Here is a 17,337-nt window from a genome sequence, read left to right on the forward strand (position 1 = left end):
CGAATGGACAAATCAGGTGTCTGAGCTGGATCCAGTCGCGGTCGAATGTGGGCTCGGCTTACGCGTCACGGGCGGGTGGGACGATGCTTCGTGGCAGCAATCGCCTGACGACCTGCACGACGGCGCGCAGCGCGACTCCCATAATCGCCAACAGGATCAGGGCGGCGAACATCGAGGCCGAGTCGCCGTAGCCCTGCCGTTCGACCAACAAGTAGCCAAGCCCCTCTTGAGCACCTACGAGCTCGGCCGCGACCGCGCCCAGCAGAGCGAAGACGATCGCCACGTCGAGCGAGGGAAAGATGTAGGACATGGCGTTGGGCAGTCGCAAGTAACGCATTTCCTGCCACTTCCTCGCACCGATCGACTTCATCAAGTTGTGCTCGTCGGGGTCGAGTGCGGTAAAGCCCGCAATTGCTGCCGTCATCACCGGGAAATAGGCGAGGAGTGCCGCCACAACGATCTTCGGCGCGGCGCCGTAACCCAGGGCGACGACGAGGAGGGGGGCGATCGCGACCTTCGGGAAACTCTGCAGGGCGATAACGAAGGGGTAGACGGCTTCGTAGAGTGGCTTGAGGAACGCGAAGATCGCTCCGATCACCAGACCCGCGACGGTCCCGATGACGAAACCCATCACCATCTCGTACATCGTGATTTGGATATGACCCCACCAGAGTCCTCCGAGAAGGCCATGATTCAGTGCAGAGACTACGTCTCCGGGGGCGGGCAGCAAAAGCGGTGAGACGCTCCCAGAGTCGGCCGCGGCCCACCACGCTGTGACCAGCAGTACGAGGAAGAGCACTGGAAGTCCCACACGCCGAGATGCGTTGCGGCTCATCGAGCCGGCTTTGGTCCGCAACGTCGGTGCCGGTGGGGTCGCCGGTTTCACGGCGGGTCGTTCGGTGAGGGCGGTCACGGTCAAGCTCCCTTCGCCACAGCGGGCGTTTGGTCGATCAGGTGACGAATTTCGCCGGTGAGGGCGTAGAAGTCGGAGTCGGTGCGCAGTGAGGGGGTGCGCGGGCGAGCGAACGGCACGTCGACAACGGCACTCAGCGCCCCTGGCTGGGTGGTCATCACTCCTACCCGGTCGGAGAGGTAGATCGCCTCGGCGATGTGGTGGGTGATGAACACGACCGTCTTGGGGCGGTCCATCCACAGCCTGAGCAGCTCATCCTGCAGAGTCTCCCGGGTGAACTCGTCCAGAGCGCTGAACGGCTCGTCCATCAGGAGTACGTCGGGGTCCGAGACCAGGGCGCGAACAATCGAAGCACGCTGCTGCATACCTCCCGACAGTTCCGTAGGGTAGCGCTTCGCGACGCCCGCCAGGCCAGCCATCTCGAGATAGTGCTCGGCCCGCTCGAGCGCTGCGCGGTCGAGCCGCCCATTGATCTTCGACGGCAGGCAGACATTCTCGTGGACCGTGAGCCAGCGAAGAAGCGATGCCCGCTGAAATACGACGCTGGTTGCCGGGTTCGGTTTGCGTACAACAGCGTCGCCGATGGTGACCGTGCCACTCGACGGTTCGAGGAGGCCGGCAAGGATGTTCAGCAGGGTCGACTTGCCGCACCCACTCGGACCGACGAGACTGAAAAACTCCCCCGCCCGCAGCTTCAAGTCGGTCTGGGCCAAAGCTTGTACGGTTTTACCGCGTCCTTGGCCATAGGTCTTGGTGACCTTGCTGATTTCGATCGCCCGCGCCACGGTGGTTCCCTTCGTCTGCGGTGCGCCCGCTGAGCGGACGAGCCACTCGATGTGGCCTACGCCACCCTATGAAGGAACCGGCATGGGAATCCATCGCAGTAATTCGAAGGCAGGGTTCGAAGATCACGACACCCCGGGTGCCGACGAAAATCCCTGTCCGCCAGCCCCGACCCGTTACAGCCTCGGAAGTGATCAGCGCTGCTCGTCGCTCCTCAGCGAGCGGTCGTCGAGGAGAGATAGCGCAAAGGACCTGATTAACGGGGCCATCTTTTCGTCGCGGCGGGTCACCAGCGTGAGCTGACGGGACGCCCAGGCCTCGCGCATGGCAACAACCTCAACCCGCCCACGCTCGCCGGACGAGCGGACGACACTACGCGGAACCATCGCGATCCCAATACCGGCCGCGACCAACGAGAAGACGGCGTCGAAGGTCGGCACGTGCAATCTCGTCAACAACTTGCGGCCCGTACGCTGTGAAGCCTCGGACAGGAACTTGAAGTTACTGCTCGACCGGCTAAGACACACGAAGTGGTAGTCGAGTGCTTGCTCGAAATTGATTGATCCGGACGGGGCCAGCGAATGACCGATAGGCGTCACGATGACCAATTCATCGGTGGCGTAGGCGCGACTTTCGACCGATGATGATTCCGCCACTCCGGCCATCACCCCCACGTCGAACTCCTGTGAGGCGACCGCGGCCGGAATGGCGTCGCTGGCTCGCTCGATGAGGTCGATGTTGATGCCCGGGTTGGCTAGCAGGAACCTGCCGAGACTCGGGATGAGGAAGCCGTGCAACGAGCTGCTGTTGGCGACGAGACGTATATTTCCCCGCAGTCCTGACGCGAACCGGGAGACATCGCTGTCCATCGACTCGATGGACGACAGCAGGTCGTTGACGTGATGAAGGAGAACCTCGCCAGCGGGTGTGAGCTCCATACCCTTCGCGACGCGGGTGAACAGCGGGGTGCCGAGCGCGTGCTCGAGGTTTTTGAGCCTGTAGCTGGTTGCTGACGGGCTCAGGTACAGGTCGGCGGCGGCCGCCGACAAGTTCCCGCTGTTGGCGATGGCCTGGAAGACCCTGAGGTCCGTCAGCTCGTATGACACAGCTCTACCCGTCGTCCGTTTCTGGCATACCGCCGCCCTCGATGTCGGCGGTTGAACATACCAAAAACGTAAACCCGCGGTAGACCACCACGGGCCTGCGAGGACTGAGTGACGAAAGCTTCAGCCTCGCTTTTCGGCAACGAAACGACCCATATGGTGCTGAGGTTCCCCGGTGAGGAAGGCAAGCCCGAATTGCTGCACACTGTCCTCGATGGCGGCTCGTGTTGTCATCGAGGACCATTTGGACAACAAGGCCTTTTGTTGTCGGACCACACTGGGACCGAAGGAAAGGAACCGTTCCACCAGCGTCTCGATGCGCTCGTCGAGATGGACGGGTTCAACGACTTCTTGCACGAGCCCCCACTCGAGTGCGGTCGCTGCGTCGATATTTTCTCCGGTGAGCAATAGGTAGCTCGCCCGTGACCAGCCGATGAGCCCCGGCATCAGCGCGGAGTGGATCACAGATGGAATACCGACTGCGACTTCCGGCATCCCGAATTGAGCGCCGCGCTCAGCGATGCGCAGGTCACATGCCATAGCGACCTCGAGTCCACCGCCAAGGCACCATCCGGATAAGCGTGCAATCACCGGTACCGGTGATTGCTGCAGGGCGTCGCACAGTCCTTTCAGACGGGTGATGAAGGCCTCGGCCGAGTCTCGCTCCAGCTGCGCCATCTCGAAGATATCTCCACCACCGAGAAAGGCACGGTCGCCGTCGCCTCGCAGGACCAGGACACGCAGATCAGGCTCGGCGGCCACCTGCTGGACGGCTTCGGTGAGGTCGGTGATGGGGGCCGAACCCAAGATGTTCATCGACTTGGAATCGACGAGCGTCACGACGGCGACGCCTGGCCGTGGGTGTGCGATGGTGGCGTGGCGGCCGACGCGGTGCAAAGTCTCGGTGCTGGTGGTCGTGCCGAGGGTCATCTTCAAATGTCCTTCTCTGTCGGTCGGTTGCTCGTGGCGGAGGGTCCGCGGATCTCACCCCGTGGGTGTGTCGAGCTGGCGGGAATCGCATCGGTAGTCGCCGAGTAGCCGGGGCCGGCGCGACTGGTACCTCCTCCGACAGAGCCTGCTGCGGACAAAAACCATCAGGACGGCGCCGAATGCTCAGGAGTCACGCAGACACCGCAACGCGGAGTCGGTGGACCTGCGCGGCAGCGGACACAGCGATTCTAGAGACACGACGGCACCGTTAGCGATCACAGAATCGTGAAGAGGGCCTTCGTGCCTGTCGAACGCAGCTGGGTCACAATCCCTCTCCGCGAGGCCAATTGGTGTGGTACGGAATGGTGGGAGGATCGTAGCTGGTGGCGAGGCGACGCCGATGTCATCGACGGCAGATCGCACGCTTTGTCTTTGGTAAGCGCGCGGGCACAGGGATGGTGCTCTCCAGAATGACGTGAATCCGCCACGCAGATCGTAAGATGCACAGCCTCTCGGTATAGCCGCGGCCTCGAAATGGCCAGCGGCCACCTGGTTGGTCGCCTCGCGTCGAGGCATCCCCGCACTCTTTGCGAACGATCCGGCGTCGCCACAACGCCGCGCTCGCCTTGAGCGCAACGAGATTCCGCGAACGTTCACGACGTTCGGGTCGGACACGTGACCATCGACATCGGAGATTGCCCGGACGTGCAGTTTTAGGACAAATATTTACCGTAGTTTCTGCCAGAACATAGTTCCAGACTCGACCCATTCATGTCATGACGAACCGGAATGCACCGCACAACAAGGGATCATGACGCTTACGATGCACAAACGACGCGCGGTCAATGTGGATCGGGTTTTCCTGGCAACTCGGCGATGCTAATTCGCGCATCACTAATTGATGCCCACACCTCCCAACAGAAGGACGATTTCTCCGCCCAGGGCTACGTAAAGTCCGTACAGCCGATCGGTGCACGGCACGATCACCGATCCGTCCTTCGGGGCAGAGTTCGGCGTCTAACTTACTGAGGAGCGCTGTTCGAGTCCTTTTCCAATCGGCCTGGGAGAAGGTTCTCGCCGTCAATGTCAAGGGCCCCTTCATGATGACGGAGGCCTTTCTGCTTGTTGAAGCAGGCATCCGCCTCCCGGCGACCCCTCCCGCGTGATCAACACCGGCAGCGTCGACGGAATACGCTCGCCCGCTACCGGATCAAACACTTCTCCAACAGTGCTAGCAAACTGGCGGTGCGCATGCTGACCGGCAACTCGCCGGCGCGTTCGCCCCTGACGTCCTCGTCAACGCGATCGCGCCGGGACTTTTCGAGTTTCAAGATGACCAAGGAAATCCTTTCCGCCGGAGAGATACGGCCGCACAACATATTCCGCTGCAGCGCATCGGATGGGCGGACGATATCGCCTCCGATAGCCGTGTTCCTCGCCAGCTGGGCCAGTTCATACATCACCGGAACGGTGATTCCCGTCGACGGCGGAGTCGTCCGATCGTGACCGGAACAGACCGGGCCGGTCTCCTGCCCGGCCAGCCCCGACCGGTGGTCGCGGGCGCTCCCATGGCCGTATCCGGTGTCGGACCTCATCTCGGTCCTACACCGGGCCCCGCCTCTTCTTTCGAGCTACGAACAGCCGCACACAGGTAGGGGACGAGCAGCGCGTTGACCACGAATCCGGCCTGGTCTTTGGTGTGGATCGTCCTCTTTCCGAGGACGTCCCTCGCGTAGGAGGTGGCCCGTTCGACGACGGTGGGATCGGTCTCGAGGGACCGCACGCGGTGTCCGCCGGCGGGTCGTCCCCGCTGGGTGGTGGTGTTACAGCTCGATCAGGTCGTGATCGCGGATCCCGGCGGCGAGCAGTCTCAGGTGTTCGTCGGTGCTACCGAAGGTGTGCTCGATGGCCAGGAGCCGACGGACGTACTGGCCGATGGCGTGTTCGGCGGTCATTCCGATTCCGCCGTGCATTTGAATGGCCTCTTGACCGATGCGGCGGGCGGAGCGACCGATCTGCAGTTTGAGACGGGATGCGAGGATCTCGTCGGCGTCGCCGTCGGCGAATTTGGCGGTCGCGTAGTCGCACATCCCGCGGGCCATTTCGACCGCGACGTACAGGTCCGCGGCCCGATGTGCGAGTGCCTGAAAACTGGCGAGTGGCACACCGAATTGCTTGCGGGTCTTGAGGTATTCGACGGTCAGCGCCAACGCCTCATCCATGATGCCGACCGCCTCCGCGCAGACGGCGAGTTGTCCGCCGGTGACGGCGCGCCGGATGGCGGTGTCGGTGTCGGTGTCGGTGGCACCCAGCCGTTCGGCGGGGGTGCGGGTCAGGGTGAGCTGCGCGCCGCGCAGTCCGTCGTAGGTGGTGTAGGGCTCGCGTGTGAGCCCGTCGGCGGTGGCGTCGACCAGGAACAGCCCCAGTCGGTCGCCGTCCTCGGGGGTGACCGCGCTGACGATCAGCCGGTCGGCGCAGTCTCCGCGCAGCACCACGTTCTTCGTGCCGTGCACGAGGTATTGGTCGCCGTCGCGTTCGGCCTTCGTGCTGACCGCCGGGCAGGACCAGCTACCGCCCGGCTCGAGGTGCGCGAAGGCCAGCAGCAGCGCCCCGGTGGCGACAGCGGGCAGTATCTGCGCGCACTGCGCCGCTGACCCGGTGTCGGCGATCAGCTGCGCCGGAACGAGAACGGTGTCGGTCAGTGGTTCGAGGGCCAGGCCGCGGCCGATCTCGGTCATGACCGCCGCGACCGCGGCCGGTCCGGCGCCGAGGCCCCCGTGTTCCTCGTCGATGGTCACCGCGAGCAGCCCGACCTCGGCGAAGGTGCGCCACATTTCACGGCTCCACCCGAGTTCGGAAGCCGTGAGCCCGTGCCGGTATTCGGTGGTGTAGCGGCGGGCGAGCAGGTCCTTGACCGTGGCGGCGAACAGTTGTTGTTCGTCGGTCGGTGCAGTGTTCATGGTCTGTGCCTCACAGTCCGAGGATCGAGCGCGCGATGATGGAGCGCTGGACTTCGCTCGAGCCGCTGTAGATGGTGGATTTGCGCAGGTTCAGGTAGGCCGGGACCGCTCGTGCCGATCCCGGTGTGGGATGCGTGGAGCGGGCGTCGACGGGCAGGGATTCGACCCCGGCCGCGTCCATGAGCAGCTCCGTGCTCGCCTGCTGCAGCTCCGAGCCACGGAGTTTGAGCAGGGAGGACACCGGGTTGGGTCGGCCGGAGCCGGAATCGAGGGCGACCTTGGCCTGCACGATTTCGAGTGCCAGCAGTTCGTTCTCGAGCTCGGCGACCTTGGCCGCGAACAGCGGGTCGTCGAGCAGAACCCCGCCCCCGACGGGCACGGCGGCGGCGTGCGCCTTGGCCTGGGACAGTTTGAGTTTGCTGAAGCCGACTTTCGCCACTCCGGTGCGTTCGAGCCCGAGGAGGAATTTCGCGTAGTCCCAGCCGGCGTTTTCCTCGCCCACGAGGCCCGTCGCCGGGACCCGGACCTCGTCGAAGAAGATCTCGTTGACCTCACAGCTGCCGTCGATCAGTTCGATCGGCCGGACGGTTACCCCCGGTGAGGTCCGGTCGATGAGCAGGAAGGAGATGCCCTTCTGCTTCTTGGCGTTGGGATCGGTGCGGACCAGGGCGAAGATCCAGTCGGCGTACTGCGCCAATGTGGTCCAGATCTTCTGGCCGGTGACGATGTAGTGGTCGCCGTCGCGGACCGCGCGGGTCTTGAGCGAGGCGAGGTCGGAGCCGGCGTCGGGTTCGGAGAATCCCTGCGCCCACCAGATGTCGAGGTTCGCCGTTGCCGGCAGGAACCGCTCCTTCTGTTCCTGGGAGCCGAACTGGGCGATGACCGGTCCGACCATGTTGGTGTTGAAGGCCAACGGTTCGGGCACGCCCGCCAGTTGTAGCTCGTTGCGCCACATGGTCAGCTGCATAGGCGTCCAGTCGCGGCCGCCCCACTCGGTCGGCCAGTGCGGGACGGCCAGACCGTTGCGGTTGAGGATGCGTTGCACGGTGACCAGGTCGTCGCGGCCGGGTTCTTCGAAGTCGGCGACCCGCTGACGAATGTCCGCGGGAATCTTGGTGCGGAAGAACTGCCGCAGCTGGTGGCGGAAGGTGGTGTCGTCGTCGGAAAGTGCCAGAGTCATCGGGCTGGTTGTCCTGCCTGCGGGAGTGTGGAGGGGTTCATGTGGTGTCAGCGTCCGGTGAATTCGGCCGGGCGGCGCGCCAGGAAGGAGGCGACCCCTTCGGCGCCGTCCTCGGTGTCGAGCAGTCGCAGCATGTCCGGCACCAGTTGTTCGGCGGCGATCCGTTCACCGTCGCGTTCGGCCCGGCGGGCGGCGGTCAGCGTGGTCGAGACACCGAGAGGGGCTTGCGCGGCGATGAGCTGTGCGATCTCGTAGGCGCGCGCCAGTTGGCGTCCGACCGGGACCACCTCCTGGACCAGGCCCATCCGCAATGCCTCCGCGGCGCCGAACGGTTCGGCGGTGAGCATGTACCGCATGGCGTTACCCCAACCGACCTCGCGGGGGAATCGGATGGTGGCCCCGCCGAACGGGTAGATGCCGCGGCTGATCTCCATCTGGGAGAACTTGGCGTCCTCGGCCGCAACCCGGATGTCGGTGGCCAGCAGCAGCTCGATGCCCAAGGTCATGCACCAGCCCTGGGTCGCGCTGACCACCGGCTTGCGCCTCTGGATTCCGGTGAGCTGGCGAGGATCGACGCCGCCCTCGGGGATTCCGCCGCGCCCTTCCCGCAGTGCGTTGCCGACCTTGGCCATGTCCAGTCCGCCGGTGAAGTGCTCGCCGTGGGCATAGAACACCCCGACCCGGATATCGTCGCCGCGCTCCATTTCGCCGTATGCGAGCGCGAGTTCGGCGCGCATCTCGAGGTCGAACGCGTTGCGCTTGGGCACCCGGTTGAGGCCGATGAGGTAGACGTGACCGACCTGGTGGCGGGTGACGACCCGGTCATCGGCCGGCAGGGCGAGTTCGGTGATCGCCGCGGCTTCGGTGCTGGACATGGTGCTGCCTTCCTTCGATGAATCGGGGGTCGTGGTGCGCAGGTCAGCGCACCGAGGTGCCCACCTTGTGGCGTTCGATGGACTTGGAGAATCCGCCGTCGGCCTTCGCGCGGCGGGCCTCGTCGCTGAAGTGGGTGAGCTGGTGCCCGTCGAAGTGCGCGTTGAGGGCGGCGTGGAATCCCTGCACTTCGAGGGTGCGGTTCAGGGACCGCTTGAGCACCTTGGTCGCGAACGGTGGTGCCAGTGCCACCCGGTTCGCGAGCGTCGCGACCGCCTCGTCGAGCTGGTCGACCGGTACGACCCGGTTGACCATCCCGCTGGCCAGAGCATCCGCTGCGGAGAGCCGTTCCCCGGTGAACAGGAATTCGCGGGCCTTGCGGTGCCCGAGCACCCACGGGTGCACCAGCACCTCGACCGCGCTGACACCCATGGTGTGCAGGACCGGGTCGGCGAAGAACGCGGTGTCGGAGGCGACGATCATGTCGCACATGTTCGCGACCATGAAACCGCCTGCGACGCAGGCACCGTCGACCCGGGCGATGGTCGGCTTCGGGAGATTGAAGATGTTGAGGCAGTAGTCCATGTACGAGCGGGACTCGTACTCCCACCGCTGCTCGGGGGAGAAGTCCTGGCGCTCGACCTGTCCCTCCTTGAGGTCGTGTCCGGCGGAGAAATGCCCGCCCTTGCCGCCGAAGACCACCGCACGCACCTGCGGGTCGCCGCCGGCGCGCACGACCGCGTCGTTGAGCTCGTCGAGCAACTGGCTGTTCTCGGCGTTGCGCTGCTCCGGGCGGTTGTGCCAGATGGTCGCTACCGAACCGTCGATCTCGTACAGCACGTAGTCGTAAGCCACGTTCGTCTCCCTTGAAAGAGGTGTGATGGGCGAGTGGCGACCGGCCGGGGTCGTGCCTCAACTCGCATTAAAACTTGCAGTGCATGTTTAAAGGTACATGCAGGGCGGCCCCAGGGGAACCCCCGTGCGAAGGAGACGGTCGAGAATCGGGGGATCCCGTGCGAAGGAGGTCGAGAATCGGGCCGCCGACGGGCGGGGTGAGGATCAGCGCGTGGCGCCGAGTCCGACGATCTCGGAGTACTGCAGCGTCAGGCCGTCGATCAGGCAGGACAGTCCTCGCTCGAACGCGGCGGTGTCGAGCTCGGAGTGCTGCGGCAGCAGGTGCGCCTGGCCCAGGTGGGGGTACTGACCGGCGTAGAACGCCGGGTCTTCGGTGAAACCGGCGAAGTAGGAGCCGAGCGCGGAGCCGGCGATGTAGTTGCGGACCGCAATGGCTACCTCGGTGGCCTGACGCGGCGGCCAGCCACCCTTGGTCAGGCTCCCGTAGAAGGCGTCGGCCAAGCGCAGTTGGGTCGGCCGCGTCGCAGGTCCGCGGGCCAGAAGTGGCACGATGCCGGGGTGGCGCTGCAGCGCAGACCAGTAGTTCCGCGCCCAGATCGGCAACGCGGTGCGCCAGCCGGCGGTATCGAAGATCTCGATGTCGACGGTGTCGAGAATGGCGTCGACGACGGCGTCGGTCACCTCGTCCATGGTCTTGAAATGGTTGTACAGCGAGGGCCCCTGTACGCCGAGGCGGGCGGCGAGCTTGCGGGTGGAGAGAGCGGCCACGCCCTCCTCGTCGATCAGCGCCATGGCTTCGCCGACGATGCGCTCACGTGAGAGCAGCGGTACCCGAGGTCGTCCCATGGTTAACAGCTTGTCACGCCGTCCCGACGGCCGCGAGCGACTCCCCGCCGGAGGCACGTTCAGATCCGGGTGGATTCCCTGAAGTGACCCCCTTCACAAACTCGAATTCCGAGGTCTATAGTTTCAACTATCAGCGCTAGCTTTTGAGTCGGAGAACTCGAGCGGGCGCGCACCCCATACTTCGATGACAGGATTCGTTCAATGTCTTCTCCCGCGACATCCCTGCCGCCCAAGCCCGCCGACCCGGGGCGGTCTCCGCGGCCGTCCGCGCGGGCGTGGTCGGTCACCGCCATGATCGTCATGTTCGCGACGATCAACTGGGCGGACAAGGCGCTGATCGGCGTCGTCGCTCAACCGCTCAAGGAGGAACTCGGTCTGACCTCCGCTCAGATCGGGTTCGCCGGCAGCGCCTTCTTCTTTCTCTTCAGCATCAGCGGGGCCGCGGTCGGTTTGATCGGGGACCGGGTGCAGATCCGATGGATCCTGTTCGCCCTCGCCGGGATCTGGGGTCTGATCCAGTTCCCGCTCGTCATCGCCGGTACCTTCGCCGTTCTCCTGGCCACCCGCATCGCACTCGGCGCCGCCGAAGGACCGGCCACCGCGATGGCCAATACCGCCGTCTTCCAATGGTTCCCGCCGGAAAAGCGGGCCTTTCCCTCGGCGTTGGTGACCTCCGGGTCCTCGTTCGCCAAGATCGCCGCCGCCCCTGTTCTCGCGCTCATCGTGGCCGCCTGGGGCTGGCACGCCGGCTTCCTGACGATGGCGGTGGTGAGCTTCGTGTGGTGCGGGGTGTGGCTGCTGGTCGGCAAGGAAGGACCCTACGCCCGCCGTGCAGGTGACGCGGATAGCGATTCCGCCCCCGACGACGACGAGACACCCCCGCATCAGCTGGTGCGACTGCCGTTGCGGGACATCCTGCTCACCAAATCATTCATCGGTGCGCTCATCGGCACCTTCACCGTGTACGGCCTGGTGTCCGCGTCGATCACCTGGATCCCCTCGTACTTCGAGGCCGGGTTGGGGTACTCACGGCTGTCCTCGGGGTTCATGTTCGGCCTGCCCAGCATCGCCTCGCTGGTGATGATGTTTACCTCCACCTTCGTCACGGACCGCCTCGCCGACCGCAACTTCTCCTCCCGCGTTACCCGGGTGTGGACGACGACCGCGTTCCTGGTGGTAGGAGGACTCGCCTTGGCGTGCCTTCCGTTCATCGGCGTCCCGGTCGCGGTCGTCGCGGTGTTGGTGTTCGGCTACGGCTGCGCCAGCGTCGCCCTGCCGATGATGAACGCCGTCGTCTCCCAGATCGCCCCGGCGCACCAGCTGTCGAGCACACTCGGAATCTTCCTCGCAGTGCAGAACCTGTCCGGGCTCATCGCCCCGGCACTGGTCGGCATCCTGGTCGACCGCGCCCCCGACCCGTTGTCCGGATACTCCCTCGCCTACCAGATCTTCGGGCTGTCCATCATTGTCGGCGGCCTCGTCGTCCTCCTGCTGGTCCACCCCGACCGGGACGCGGCGCGCGTCCGGGCCAAGCTCACCGCCCGGGAAGCAGCCGCCGAATCCCACACCTGACAGCCCACCGAGCCCACACCCGCACTCGACACTCACGACCTGCGCGGCGAACGGCCTCCACGCCCACGCCGAGCCACCCGCAAGGAGAACCCGCATTGTCTGCCCTCGACGACCAGCCCTGGACCTCGCTGTACCCAGCCGCGGTCGACGAACTCGACATCCCGACCGAGATGTCCCTGATCGACCTGCTGCACTCGAGCAGGGACCGCTATGCCGACCAGACCGCACTGACCTTCGAAGACCGCACCTGGACCTTCGACGAGTTGTCCGTGCAGTCGCACGCTTTCGCGCACCTGCTCGCCGCCCGCGGCTTCGGCCGCGGGGACCGCCTGGCGATCATCCTTCCCAACCGCCCCGAGTACGTCTTCGCACTGTTCGGCACCGTGATCGCCGGCGGCATCGTCGTCCAGGTCAACCACCGGTACCCGGCCGAGGAGATGCGGCGCATCCTCGATGACGCCGGCGCATCGATGGTCATCACCACCGATGAGACGCTCGACCGGTGCGCCCGAGGTGACGGGCAGTCGTTCCTCGGCCGTCCGGTGATCCGGGTGGACACCGAGCCGAATCATCGGGCGAGGCTGCGGGGCATCGCCTGCGGGTCCGTTCGCGACTTCCTCCTGCGCCCACCGCTGAACGTTGCCGTTGACTCTTCCGAGGTCGCCGTCCTGCAGTACACCGGCGGCACCACCGGCGCGGCCAAGGGCGTGATGCTCACCCACCGCAACCTGATCGCCAACATCGAACAACGGTTCGCGGTCACCTACGCCCTGTTTGACCTCCCCGACAACGCCAAGACGGTCAACGTGCTGCCGATGTGCCACGTCTACGGCCTGACCTGCGTCACCCTGACCTCGGTTCGCGGCGGAATGAACCAGATCCTGATCCCGGAGTTCGACGCGAGGGCGGTGTTGGAGATCATCCGGGATCAGCGGCCCGCCGTCTTCACCGGCGTGCCGACGATGTACACGGCCCTGACCCGCACCCCCGACATCGATGCGTACGGACTCGACCAGGTCACCATCTACAACAGCGCCGGAGCCGGATTCCCCCTCGAACAGGTCGAACAGTTCGAGGCCAAGACCGGCGGACGGATCATCGAGGGCTTCGGTATCAGCGAGGCCTCCCCGTCCACCCACCTCAACCCCGTCTTCACCGAGCGCCGGATAGGCAGCATCGGAATCCCGATGCCGCTCACCGACGTCCGGATCGTCGACCGCGACGGACACGACACCATCCCGCTTCCGCCCGGCGAAGTAGGAGAAATGATCATCCGCGGACCGCAGGTCATGGCCGGCTACTGGAACCAGCCCGCCCTCACCGATGCCGCGCTGCGCGAGGGCTGGCTGCTGACCGGCGACCTCGCACACCGAGACGACGACGGCTACTTCTACATCGACGGCCGCAAGAAGGACATGATCGTCACCAGCGGCTTCAACGTCTACCCGGCCGAGGTCGAACAGGTCCTCGCCCGGTACCCGGGAATTCTCGAGGCCGCCGTCATCGGCGTCCCCGACCCGTATCGAGGCGAGGCGGTGCGCGCCTACCTCGTCCACGACCCGGCTCGGCCCGTCTCGGAGACGGATCTTCACGAGCACTGCCGCCGTTTCCTCGTCGGGTACAAGGTGCCGCGCGAGTACCGCTTCGTCCCCGCCCTTCCCCGCACCCCGGTCGGCAAGATCGCCAAGAACAAACTCGACACCACTGCGGCCGCGGAAATCGTTGCCGTACTGACGAATCAGAAAGAACACCACTGACCCATGCAGGCAATCTCTGTGACCGAGTTCGGCGACCCTGACGTCATGCGGTGGACCGCCCATCCCGAGCCCGTCCCGGCCGCCGGTGAGGTGGTGATCGACGTCGCCGCCGCCGGCGTCAACCGCGCCGACATCAACCAACGACAGGGCCACTACCCACCGCCCGCCGGGGCCAGTGAGATCCTCGGGCTGGAGGTCTCCGGTGTGATCAGCGAAGTCGGACCCGCGGTGACCGGATGGGAGATCGGAGACCGCGTCTGCGCCCTGCTATCCGGCGGCGGATACGCCGAACGGGTGGCGGTACCGGCGTCCCAGGTGCTGCCGATACCGGACGGCATCGACCTGCACAGGGCGGCGGCACTGCCGGAGGCGGCATGCACGGTGTGGTCCAACCTCGCCACCACCGCGCATCTGCGCCGAGGCGAGACCGTGCTCATCCACGGCGGGGGGAGCGGCATCGGCACCCACGCCATCCAGGTCGCGCAGGCGCTCGGAGCCCGCGTCGCCGTCACCGCCGGATCGTCGAAAAAACTGGGCGCCTGCCGCGGTCTCGGTGCCGACATCCTGATCAACTACACCGACACCGACTTCGTGACGGCGGTCAAAGACAGCACGGGCGGCCACGGCGCGGACGTCGTCCTGGACAACATGGGCGCCGCCTACCTTCCTCGCAACCTCAGCACCCTCGCCGACGGCGGCCGGCTGGTGGTGATCGGCCTGCAAGGCGGCTGGGACGGCACCCTGAACCTCGCGAAACTCATGGCCAAACGCGCCAGCGTGCACTCCACCGGCCTCCGCAGCCGCCCCACCGCCGGGCGAGGCGGCAAAGCAGACATCGTGGACGACGTCGTCAAGCACGTGTGGCCGATGATCTCCGAGACCACCGTGCGTCCAGTCGTGCACGCAATACTTCCCATCGGGGAAGTGGCTGCCGCGCACCGGATGATTGACGCCCCGGAGACGATCGGCAAGGTCCTGCTGAGAGTGTCGTAGCCAATTCCGCTCCACATGCCCAGGTCGGCGGCCATTCAATCATGTCTTCGTCGCTTCCCCGGTACTGTCGACGCCTCGCAGGCGCAACGCCGCTGAGCGAGAAGGGTTTCGGCATCGCCAGCGCTCGGTCCTCACGCCTGTTCGAGCAGCCCATCGACGACAGTGCTTCCCTGACCACCCGTCGCTCCGGGCTGGCATACGTCTCACTGATGGTCACAGCACCTCTGACGTGGCTGGGGTGGCGGCGACGGGCACTAGCGGCCACGTGTTGTGCGAGACCCCATTTGGGTCAGATCGACGATCAGGTGCACACCGGTGAGGATCTGGCGCAAGAACAGGCTCGAGATCCGGCGCCTGCTCGACCGGCCCAAGCCCGGGTGACGTCCACCGCGGTGTCCCTGACCTGTGTTGTGGCGATGATCCTCGGGGTGGGCGCCACCTGCATCCTGATGGACTACACCGCCGCCACGCTCGGCTCCTCGAACAGTTTTCTCCTCGGAGTCCTGGTGGGTTCCGTAATCGCCGGTGCCGTGGGGAGAGTGGGTAAAGATCACCGGGTTCAACGCCACCGCCGCGAGCTGGATTCCTGGGCTGCGCACCTCGCCGACACCGCGATGGTCCGCCTGGACGAACGCCTGCCCTGACCGCAAAGCGATCCCTGCGAGTCCTCCCCTCCGAGTAAGGGAGGCATCGACTCACGCGATTGAACAGGGAAAACGACACGTCCCCCTCTCGTGTCACGTCGGGTAAGGCTCTCCATCAGCATCGAATTGGGGCGCACTACGTTCGGCTCCCCAGATTCCCCCGGGTGGGAATTGCGGGCTCTTCCGGAGCGGGAGAATGGCCGGTGATGAGCGAGACAAACATGGGCCGCGTACCGGTGGGGGATCCGATCCCGCTCCGGCTCGATCCGACCACCAAGGGGCGGCTCGAGGAGTTGGCCGCCGGCATCGGCCCGCGCCGCTTCGGGGCGCTGGTGCGGGTCGCCGCACGACGACTTCTCGCCGACCCCGACCGGGTGCCCGAGGCACTGGACCAGGCCCGGCGCGCCTCCGCCGACGCCCGCCGCATCCCCTGGGCGGAGAGACCGCTCGACCTCGACCCCGAAACCAGCACTCGCCTCAACCAACTCGCCCACGAGTTCCACACCGACCGGAGCGCGATCGTCCGTGTCGCACTGCACCGCTTCCTCACCGCGGCCGGCCGGTTCCGGCACCCGGTGCTCCGTGAAGACGCCCGCACCGATCTGAGCTGCCGCACCCGGGTGTACGTCAACCGCTCCACCCTGGTCCGGCTCGAGAAGCTGATCGGCCGCAACGGTGACGCCCTCACCGCCGCGGCCATCCGGGTCGCGGTCCGCCGACTCCTCGACGACCCGGGAGACCTCGCCGCCGACCTGGCCACGATCGGCGCGGCCCGCGACCTGACCCGGAGACCCTCGGCCCTCGCACGAACGTGCACTTCGACGACGACCTGCGCCAGCAGCTCGACGCCCTCGCCGGTCGGCTCGACTCCGACCGCGCCGAACTCATGCGGTTGGCCGCCCGCCAACTCCTGGCGAACCCGCGGGACCTCGAGAAGGCGGTGACCGAGGAGATCTACCGCGGGGACGCCAACCGGGACCTGCTCCTCGCCCGGAACACCCGCCGGCAGACCGCTGACCACGACACCGCCGTGCGCGCCGTCCGCAAGGCGCCGAGCCCGCAAGGGAACCCGTTCGGGAAACGGCACGTCTTCCGGTTCGATGAGGACACCAAACGCCGACTGGAGGAGCTGGCGGGCGAGTACGGTCCCCGCCGGCTGTCTGCGCTGCTGCGGGTGGGGATTCGCCGACTCATCGAGAGCCCGGCGGCCGATGAGGCCCTGGCGCAGGCACGTCGCGTCGCCGCCCCGCCGCGCACAGCCCGGGTCGACGTCGCCCTCGACGGCGAACTCCTCGTGCACCTCGACGCCCTCGCCGACCGGCTCGGCTCGAACCGCCAGGAGTTGGTGTCTCTGGCGGCCACGCGCATCCTCCGCTTCCACGGCAACATCGAGAACCGGATGCTCGACGAGATGTTCCGCGCCCCGATCAGCCGGAGGCACCTGCTCGCCAAGCATGCCCGCCGCGAGAAAACGCGTCGGAGAGACCGCGGCAGCGACACCTGACCTGGGAGAATGGGCGGTGGGTCGGGCCCCGCACCACCGGAGGATGCCATGTCTCGGTTTCTGCGCCTCGCCGTCGTCGCGTCCACCGCGGCCGCCGCCCTGTCCCTGACCGCGGCGCCCGCACACGCCGCCCCAGCTCCGAGTGGGTGCGACATACAGTTCTTCGCGGTCGGTGCCATGGCGACCTGTGCACCCGGATCGGTGAATACCCACCAATTGGAACTGGTGTGCGTCCCGTTTACCAATTTGATTTATCCCGTCAACACCATCACCGTGTGGGGGCCGGAGGTGCCCACCTTCTTGCCCTCCATCGCACTGTGTCCGCCGCCCATCTACTTCGCGCTCGCCCCCATGCGGGACACCCGGGTGCACACCCGATAGGACCCCCCGGCTGCTCCTGCGCCCTACAACCGGCAGGTGACCT

Annotated in this window: 18 protein-coding genes; 7 read left to right on the top strand and 11 right to left on the bottom strand. The window is 66.0% G+C overall.

Annotated elements, in window-relative coordinates; genetic code table 11:
- Positions 1-58: 58 nt before the first annotated feature.
- From ACFVJ3_RS38685 to ACFVJ3_RS38735, 11 genes are all read right to left on the bottom strand, one after another.
- Positions 59-646 (bottom strand): ABC transporter permease, encoded by a 588-nt coding sequence (locus ACFVJ3_RS38685; protein ID WP_378457087.1) that lies wholly within the window; start codon positions 644-646, stop codon positions 59-61.
- 269 nt (positions 647-915) lie between these two features.
- Positions 916-1,698 carry an ABC transporter ATP-binding protein gene (locus ACFVJ3_RS38690; RefSeq protein WP_378457088.1) on the bottom strand — a complete coding sequence of 261 codons (783 nt, stop codon included), beginning with the start codon at positions 1,696-1,698 and terminating at the stop codon, positions 916-918.
- Between the two features lie 192 nt (positions 1,699-1,890).
- On the bottom strand, positions 1,891-2,802 hold the full coding sequence (locus ACFVJ3_RS38695) for a LysR family transcriptional regulator (RefSeq protein ID WP_378457089.1): 912 nt from the start codon (positions 2,800-2,802) through the stop codon (positions 1,891-1,893).
- A 120-nt stretch (positions 2,803-2,922) separates the two neighbouring features.
- Entirely contained in the window at positions 2,923-3,729 is an 807-nt protein-coding gene (locus tag ACFVJ3_RS38700) for an enoyl-CoA hydratase (RefSeq protein ID WP_378457090.1), read from the bottom strand.
- Between the two features lie 1,202 nt (positions 3,730-4,931).
- Entirely contained in the window at positions 4,932-5,324 is a 393-nt protein-coding gene (locus tag ACFVJ3_RS38705) for a hypothetical protein (protein WP_378457091.1), read from the bottom strand.
- Entirely contained in the window at positions 5,321-5,512 is a 192-nt protein-coding gene (locus tag ACFVJ3_RS38710) for a hypothetical protein (protein ID WP_378457092.1), read from the bottom strand. Before ACFVJ3_RS38710 ends, ACFVJ3_RS38705 begins: the two co-directional genes overlap by 4 nt.
- A 40-nt stretch (positions 5,513-5,552) precedes the next feature.
- Positions 5,553-6,689 (bottom strand): acyl-CoA dehydrogenase family protein, encoded by a 1,137-nt coding sequence (locus tag ACFVJ3_RS38715; RefSeq protein ID WP_378457093.1) that lies wholly within the window; start codon positions 6,687-6,689, stop codon positions 5,553-5,555.
- Positions 6,690-6,699: 10 nt separating this feature from the next.
- Entirely contained in the window at positions 6,700-7,869 is a 1,170-nt protein-coding gene (locus ACFVJ3_RS38720) for an acyl-CoA dehydrogenase family protein (protein WP_378457094.1), read from the bottom strand.
- 47 nt (positions 7,870-7,916) lie between these two features.
- Entirely contained in the window at positions 7,917-8,744 is an 828-nt protein-coding gene (locus ACFVJ3_RS38725; protein ID WP_378457095.1) for a crotonase/enoyl-CoA hydratase family protein, read from the bottom strand.
- 43 nt (positions 8,745-8,787) lie between these two features.
- A complete protein-coding gene (locus ACFVJ3_RS38730) occupies positions 8,788-9,597 on the bottom strand; it encodes an enoyl-CoA hydratase (RefSeq protein ID WP_378457096.1) in 810 nt (269 codons plus the stop codon).
- 204 nt (positions 9,598-9,801) lie between these two features.
- A complete protein-coding gene (locus ACFVJ3_RS38735; protein ID WP_317567774.1) occupies positions 9,802-10,443 on the bottom strand; it encodes a TetR/AcrR family transcriptional regulator in 642 nt (213 codons plus the stop codon).
- A 201-nt stretch (positions 10,444-10,644) separates the two neighbouring features.
- On the opposite strand from ACFVJ3_RS38735, the gene ACFVJ3_RS38740 reads away from it, so the two are divergent.
- The 7 genes from ACFVJ3_RS38740 to ACFVJ3_RS38770 all read left to right on the top strand — a co-directional run bounded on the left by ACFVJ3_RS38740 (position 10,645) and on the right by ACFVJ3_RS38770 (position 17,294).
- The gene (locus ACFVJ3_RS38740; protein ID WP_378457097.1) at positions 10,645-12,015 is read left to right on the top strand and encodes an MFS transporter; all 1,371 of its coding nucleotides are present in this window, start codon (positions 10,645-10,647) and stop codon (positions 12,013-12,015) included.
- A 95-nt stretch (positions 12,016-12,110) separates the two neighbouring features.
- Positions 12,111-13,772 carry a long-chain fatty acid--CoA ligase gene (locus tag ACFVJ3_RS38745; RefSeq protein ID WP_378457098.1) on the top strand — a complete coding sequence of 554 codons (1,662 nt, stop codon included), beginning with the start codon at positions 12,111-12,113 and terminating at the stop codon, positions 13,770-13,772.
- A 3-nt stretch (positions 13,773-13,775) separates the two neighbouring features.
- On the top strand, positions 13,776-14,765 hold the full coding sequence (locus ACFVJ3_RS38750; protein WP_378457099.1) for an NAD(P)H-quinone oxidoreductase: 990 nt from the start codon (positions 13,776-13,778) through the stop codon (positions 14,763-14,765).
- Between the two features lie 41 nt (positions 14,766-14,806).
- On the top strand, positions 14,807-15,409 hold the full coding sequence (locus ACFVJ3_RS38755) for a hypothetical protein (RefSeq protein WP_378457100.1): 603 nt from the start codon (positions 14,807-14,809) through the stop codon (positions 15,407-15,409).
- A 206-nt stretch (positions 15,410-15,615) separates the two neighbouring features.
- Positions 15,616-16,353: a hypothetical protein gene (locus tag ACFVJ3_RS38760; RefSeq protein ID WP_378457101.1), complete on the top strand. Its 738-nt coding sequence runs from the start codon at positions 15,616-15,618 to the stop codon at positions 16,351-16,353.
- Complete coding sequence (locus ACFVJ3_RS38765) at positions 16,239-16,913, top strand: hypothetical protein (protein ID WP_378457126.1); 675 nt, start codon at positions 16,239-16,241, stop codon at positions 16,911-16,913. Before ACFVJ3_RS38760 ends, ACFVJ3_RS38765 begins: the two co-directional genes overlap by 115 nt.
- Before the next feature lie 48 nt (positions 16,914-16,961).
- On the top strand, positions 16,962-17,294 hold the full coding sequence (locus ACFVJ3_RS38770; protein WP_378457102.1) for a hypothetical protein: 333 nt from the start codon (positions 16,962-16,964) through the stop codon (positions 17,292-17,294).
- The last annotated feature ends 43 nt before the right edge of the window (positions 17,295-17,337 follow it).

Source organism: Rhodococcus sp. NPDC127593 (assembly GCF_042671975.1).
Classification (GTDB): domain Bacteria; phylum Actinomycetota; class Actinomycetes; order Mycobacteriales; family Mycobacteriaceae; genus Rhodococcus_F.